At 72.1% G+C, this 6,334-nt stretch carries 6 protein-coding genes; 5 read left to right on the top strand and 1 reads right to left on the bottom strand.

The genetic code is table 11. The features are described 5' to 3' along the window. Positions 1–160: 160 nt before the first annotated feature. From ACZ4WV_RS04505 to ACZ4WV_RS04485, 5 genes are all read left to right on the top strand, one after another. Positions 161–775, top strand: a complete 615-nt coding sequence (locus ACZ4WV_RS04505) for a TlpA family protein disulfide reductase (RefSeq protein ID WP_465742644.1) — start codon at positions 161–163, stop codon at positions 773–775. Then, positions 772–1,542 carry a cytochrome c biogenesis CcdA family protein gene (locus ACZ4WV_RS04500; protein ID WP_465742642.1) on the top strand — a complete coding sequence of 257 codons (771 nt, stop codon included), beginning with the start codon at positions 772–774 and terminating at the stop codon, positions 1,540–1,542. The genes ACZ4WV_RS04505 and ACZ4WV_RS04500 overlap by 4 nt, the downstream gene beginning before the upstream one ends. Beyond that, a complete protein-coding gene (gene resB, locus ACZ4WV_RS04495; RefSeq protein WP_465742693.1) occupies positions 1,539–3,317 on the top strand; it encodes a cytochrome c biogenesis protein ResB in 1,779 nt (592 codons plus the stop codon). The genes ACZ4WV_RS04500 and resB overlap by 4 nt, the downstream gene beginning before the upstream one ends. A gap of 3 nt (positions 3,318–3,320) precedes the next feature. Continuing rightward, the gene (gene ccsB, locus ACZ4WV_RS04490; RefSeq protein ID WP_465742640.1) at positions 3,321–4,451 is read left to right on the top strand and encodes a c-type cytochrome biogenesis protein CcsB; all 1,131 of its coding nucleotides are present in this window, start codon (positions 3,321–3,323) and stop codon (positions 4,449–4,451) included. Positions 4,452–4,570: 119 nt separating this feature from the next. Beyond that, positions 4,571–4,975, top strand: a complete 405-nt coding sequence (locus ACZ4WV_RS04485) for a hypothetical protein (protein ID WP_465742638.1) — start codon at positions 4,571–4,573, stop codon at positions 4,973–4,975. An 84-nt stretch (positions 4,976–5,059) separates the two neighbouring features. Here the strand turns inward: ACZ4WV_RS04485 and ACZ4WV_RS04480 are convergent, their stop codons facing one another. Next, positions 5,060–6,148 (bottom strand): ScbA/BarX family gamma-butyrolactone biosynthesis protein, encoded by a 1,089-nt coding sequence (locus ACZ4WV_RS04480; protein WP_465742636.1) that lies wholly within the window; start codon positions 6,146–6,148, stop codon positions 5,060–5,062. Positions 6,149–6,334 lie beyond the last annotated feature (186 nt).

Below are 6,334 nucleotides of genomic sequence, written 5' to 3'. Positions count from 1 at the left end.
TGGGCGGGGTTGTCCTCCACTCCCGATATGAACCCCCTCTGCTCCCCCCCCCCCCCAGCCCCCCGCTTTCCCCCCCGCTTCCGTCGCAGGTCAGGGCGGGTGCCACGCGCAAGGCAGGACCCCGGCGAACCCGCCCGGAACTCCATGCGAAACTTTTCACATGTCTGCCATGACGCGCCCCCGTCTCCGTGTCGCCGCAGCCGCTGCCACCGTCGCCGCCGCTGCGCTCGTCCTCACCGGCTGTTCCTCCTCGGGCTCGTCGACCAGCGGCGAGGGCCAGGTCGGCTTCGTCACGGTCAAGGGGACCAACCTGTCGAAGGCGGACACGGGCAAGCGCGGGGACGCGCCGGACATCGCGGGGCAGACCCTGGAGGGCGACCAGGTCAAGCTCTCCGACTACCGCGGCAAGGTCGTGGTGCTGAACGTCTGGGGCTCCTGGTGCGGGCCCTGCCGGGCCGAGGCGAAGAGCCTGCAGGCCGTCGCGGAGAAGTACAAGGACCAGGGCGTCCAGTTCCTCGGCATCAACACCCGGGACACCGACAAGACCAACGCCGTCCGCTTCGAGCAGGAGCAGGGCGTCACCTTCCCGAGCATCTTCGACCCGGCCGGGACGCAGTTGCTCAAGTTCCCCAAGGGCAGCCTCAACCCGCAGTCCATCCCGACCACCCTGATCGTCGACCGCGACGGCAAGCTGGCCGCCCGCGCCGTCGGCGGCACCACCGAGGACGCGCTGGAGTCGATCCTCCAGCCGGTGGCCGCGGAGCAGAAGCAGTGAGTGCGCCGCAGCTCGCCGACACCTTCACGACCGTGCAGAGCGGGGCGCTGCTGGCCGCGGCGCCGGTCGCGCTGGCGGCCGGGCTGGTGTCGTTCTTCTCGCCCTGCGTGCTGCCGCTGGTGCCCGGCTACCTGTCGTACGTGACGGGCTTCTCGGCCGCCGACCTGGTGGACGCCCGCGGCTCGAAGCGCGGCCGGATGCTCCTCGGGGCGACGCTGTTCATCCTCGGCTTCACCGTGGTCTTCGTCTCGGGAGGCGCGCTGTTCGGCCAGTTCGGCAACACCTTGCAGGAGCACAAGCGGGTCATCTCGATCGTGCTCGGCTCGGTGACCGTCCTGATGGGCCTGGCCTTCATGGGGCTCGTCCCCGGTCTGAGCATGCGGGAGGTGCGCTCGCACCGCCGCCCGGCCGTCGGGCTGCTCGGCGCGCCGCTGCTGGGCATGGTGTTCGGCGTCGGCTGGACGCCCTGCATCGGCCCGACCCTGGCCGCCGTCCAGACGCTGTCCCTGAACCAGGCGGACGCGGCGCGCGGGGCACTGCTGATGACCTTCTACTGTCTGGGCCTCGGCGTACCGTTCATCGTGGCCGCGCTGGCCTTCCGCCGGGCGCTCGGCGCCTTCGGGTGGGTCAAGCGGCACTACCCGCTCGTCATGCGGATCGGCGGCGGCATGCTCGTCGTGGTCGGCCTGCTGCTCGTGACCGGGATCTGGGACACGTGGATGAGCGAACTGCAGTCCTGGACCGCCGACTCATCGATCGGAATCTGACCGTGAGCAAGACCACGACCGAGACCGAGCTGCCGCCGGCGCCGGACGACGCCGCCGCCGAGCGGCTCAGCACCGCGCCGGTCGAGTCCGACGGGCCGACCGGCATAGGGATGTTCGGCTGGGCGCGCTGGATGTGGCGCCAGCTGACCTCGATGCGGGTCGCCCTGATCCTGCTGTTCCTGCTGTCGCTGGCCGCCATCCCCGGCTCGCTGATCCCGCAGAACGGCCAGAACCAGTTCAAGGTGCAGACCTGGAAGGCGCAGCACACCACGGTCGCGCCGATCTACGAGAAGCTCCAGCTGTTCGACGTCTACAGCTCGGTCTGGTTCTCCGCGATCTACATCCTGCTGTTCGTCTCGCTGGCCGGCTGCATCGTCCCGCGCACCTGGCAGTTCGTCGGCGTGCTGCGGGCCCAGCCGCCGGCGGCGCCGCGCAACCTGACCCGGATGCCGGTGTACGCGGCCTGGCGCACCGACGCGGACGCCGGCCGGGTGAACGCCGCCGCCCACCGCCTGCTGCGCAAGCGAGGCTTCCGAGCCCACCTGTCCGGCGACGCGGTGGCGGGCGAGAAGGGCTACCTGCGCGAGGTCGGCAACCTGCTGTTCCACCTGTCGCTGTTCGCGCTGCTCGGCGGCTTCGCCTGGGCGAGCCTGGCCTCCGGCACGGGCGGCAAGCTGATGGTCGAGGGCCAGGGCTACTCCAACACCATCACCCAGCTCGACGACTTCAGCGGCACGCGGTTCTACGGCAACCAGGACCTCGACCCGTTCTACCTGAAGCTCGACAGCTTCACCTCGAAGTTCCAGACCCAGGGCGACCAGATGGGCGCCGCCCGGCAGTTCACCGCGAACGTGGAGTACTACCAGGGCAGCGACGAGTCGAAGCTGAAGAAGGGCGCGATCGAGGTCAACCACCCGCTGGAGATCGGCGGCAGCAAGGTCTACCTGATCGGCCACGGCTACGCCCCGGTGATCACGGTCAGGAACGGCAACGGCGACGTCGTCTACCACGACGTGGTGCCCTTCCTGCCGCAGGACGCCAACCTGACCTCGACCGGTGTCGTGAAGGTCTCCGACTACGGCACGGGCCCGGACGGCAACCGGACCCAGCTGGGGTTCTCCGGCTTCTTCCTGCCCACCGCGCCGGTGAGCTTCGAAGGCACCGGCCCGATCTCGCTGTTCCCCGGTGACGCTGCCCCGGAGCTGGTGCTGAACGCCTTCTCGGGCGACCTGGGCACCGACTCCGGCCTGCCGCAGAACATCTACCAGCTGAACACCCGCAAGCTCACCCAGCTGACCCAGGACGGCCAGCCGGCCAAGGCGGCGCTCAAGCCCGGCCAGGGCTGGACGCTGCCGAACGGCTACGGCAGCGTCACCTTCGAGGGCTACAAGCAGTGGGCGAGCTTCAACGTCTCGCACCGCCCCGGCAACGCGATCGCGCTGACCGGCGCCGTGCTGGCGATCCTCGGCCTGATCGGCTCGCTGTTCATCCAGCGCCGCCGGATCTGGGTGCGCGCGGTGGCCCTGCCGGGCGGCGGCACCCAGGTGGAGCTTGCCGGTCTGGCCCGCAGCGAGTCGGCGAAGATCGCCGAGGAGCTGGCCGAACTCGCGGTGGACCTCCAGGACGACGCCCCGGCGTCCGAGGACGACCGGACACCGGAGGAACCCGCGTCGGAAGACCCGGCGCCGGAGGCATCCGCGCCGGAGGACCCCGCAGCAGCAGACCCCGCAGCAGAGGACCCCGCAGCCCCTGCCGACCAGGACTCCAAGGAGTAGACGGTGCATCTCGCCTCGGGGGTCGACCCACAGCTGGCCGACCTCTCCAACAAGCTGATCTATTCGGCGATGGCGGTCTACACGATCGCCATGTTCGCCCACATGTTCGAGTGGACGTTCGGCAGCAAGGGCGCGGTCGCCGTCCGCTCCAAGGAGCAGTCGGGCAACCTGGCCGAGACCGTCGCCGCCGCGGAGCCCAAGGCCGCCAAGAAGGTCACCGTCACCGTGGCCGGGGCCCAGGGCGGCACCACCACGCTGACCCGCACCGTCCTGGCGGGCGAGGGCGCGACGGTGGTCACCGGCGGTCGCGGCGACGACGAGGTGGACGGCCCGGGCGCGGCCGGCACCAGCGAGCGGGGCGACCTGGCCGGTCGCATCGCGATCTCGCTGACCGTCCTGGCGCTGCTGCTGCACGGCGGCGGCATCGTCGCCCGCGGCCTGTCGGTGTCCCGCTGGCCGTGGGGCAACATGTACGAGTTCTCCTGCGCCTTCGCCTTCGCCATGACGGCCGCGTACCTGGTGCTGCTGGCCGCGCGGAAGAACGTCCGCTGGCTCGGCCTGCCGGTCACCGTCGCCGTACTGCTGACGCTGGGCATCGCGACGCAGGTGCTGTACACCGACTCCGAGCAGCTCGTCCCGGCGCTGCACTCGTACTGGCTGGCGATCCACGTCTCCACCGCCATCCTGTGCGGCGGCGCCTTCTACGCGGCGTTCATCGCCACGCTGCTGTACCTCGGCAAGGACTCCTTCGACAAGCGCACGGCGGCCGGCCTGACCACCGGTCCGCTGGGCACCTCGGCCTCGATCTGGCGCCGGCTGCCCGCCGCCTCGACCTTCGACAAGCTGTCCTACCGGATCAACGCCCTGGTGTTCCCGCTCTGGACGTTCACCATCATCGCGGGTGCGATCTGGGCCGAGGCGGCCTGGGGCAAGTACTGGGAGTGGGACCCGAAGGAGACCTGGTCGTTCATCACCTGGGTCGCCTACGCCTGCTACCTGCACGCCCGCGCGACGGCCGGCTGGAAGGGCCGCAAGGCCGCGTACCTGGCGCTGGCGGCCTTCGCCTGCTGGCTCTTCAACTACTACGGCGTGAACATCTTCGTCACCGGCAAGCACTCCTACGCGGGGATCTGACCGGGGCGCGCACCCACCGGCCCGGCGTCCCGCGAGAGATGGCCGGGCCGAGGTGCAACAGGGGTAGTTCGTGTCGGCCGTCCGTGCCGGTACGGGGAGGAACGAGGAGGAATCGCGCAATGGAGTGCGACGAGGTCATGCTGACCGTCCGAATCACCGCCGCCGAGCGCATGTTGCTCCGCCGGCTCGCCCAGGGACACCGCAGCGACGTGTCCGAGGTGGTGGCCGACGCTCTGCTGGACATCATCCCCACGCTCAGCGCACCGGGGGACGCCCACCGGCTGCTGAGCGCCCTCGCCACGCCCGCGCCGTGCGCGCTGACGGTCTGGCTGCCGACGCCGCTGGCCGACCTGCTGGTGCCCGGAGCGGCCCGGATCGCCCAGATCACCGACGTCCGGATCGAGTCGGCCAGCGCGGCACTGGGCGCGGCGCTGCGGCTCTGGCTGGCCCAGGACCCGGTCCGGCTGGCGGCCAACCTCAGTGTGATGCACGCCGGCCGGCCGGCCGCCCTGGTGGCGGCCTGAGCCTTGGGCAGTGGGGCGGGGGCTCTGGGGCCCGGCGGGGACCCGCCGGGCCGGGGCCGGTGCCCGGCCCCGCGCCCGCCCGCGTCAACTCGCCAGCGGCAGCAGGCCGGGCGCGGCGGGGCGGCCGTCGAAGGCGTCCCGCCGCACCGGCATCCGCGGGCCGTCGACCGGTTCGGTGAGCAGCCGGCACTCGGCCGCCGTCCGCCCGTCCTGGACCAGTCGGACCTGGACGGGCGTGCGCCGGCCGTCCGGTGTCCGCTCGCGCACCGCCCGGACGAAGCAGGGGCGGTCCAACTCGATGTAGCGGTCGAAGGAGGTCACCAGCTCGACCGGGACCACCGGCTCCGGGTGGTGCAGCCGTTGGGCGGCCTGCCGGGCGGCCTCCAGCACCAGCATCCCGGGCACGTGGTCCGGCTCCTGGTCGAACAGCACCGGGTGCCCGGCGTCGGTCCGCAGCAGCCAGGTGTCCGGCCGCAGGGTCGGGCTGAGCACCACGTCCGCGGGATGCGCCCGGCCGACGAGCTCGGGCGCGGCGGGCTCCGGGGGCCGGGGCGGGGTGACGGCCTGCCGCCCGGGGCCGCGCAGCCGCTCGTACGAGGCGGGGCTGAGCACCCGCAGCTGGCCGGAGCCGTGGCCGATCCGCAGGCCGTCCCGGGTGATCTCGGCGTGCACCCGCAGGGAGGCCAGCCGGCCGTGCCGCATCCGGACCTCCTCGCAGTCGACCGCCAGCATCAGCGAGGTCGGCCCGGCGGTGACGCCGAGGCCCGGCAGGCCCGCCTCGCCGAGCACGTAGCCGAGGTCCTCCATGACGAAGTGGTGGCCGCGCGGCACCCCGAAGCCGGCGTGGCCGACCAGCAGGCCGGCCTGGCGGACGGTCTCGGCCATCAGCACCGGGTCGTGGTAGCGGTCGCCGGGCAGCCGGTAGAAGCCGTGGAGCCGGGGCCACTGGGCACCGAGCAGGAAGGCGTACGGGCCGGTGGCCTGCCAGCCGGTGAGGAGGACCTCGGAGACGGAGGTGCGGTGCACTAGGTGCCGGGAGACGGTCCGGTCGTGGAAGTCGTAAGCGGGGCCGGGGCGGCCGGCCGGGCCGGGGCGGGTGGCGGTGCCGGGCTGGGCGGTCATACCGGGCTGGGCGTACGGGCCGTCGGCGTCCGGCTCTACGGTCAATGGCATGGCTGGCCCGCTCCAGGGTGTCGGTCGAGCGGCCGCCACGGACGCCCACAGCAAAACATACATACCACCCGGTTTCTGTTCTGCGACCGGGGCCCATCCCTGCCGCCTCGCCGGTCCGACCACGCTACCGGGCCGCTGGTCTGGGGGAATGCCCGAAACGGGGGATGGCAGACCTTGGGCGGGGAG

The sequence above is a fragment of the Kitasatospora sp. NPDC029312 genome (assembly GCF_055569215.1).
Note: the sequence above shows the minus strand (reverse complement) of the source record. Positions and strands in the feature narration are given on the sequence as shown.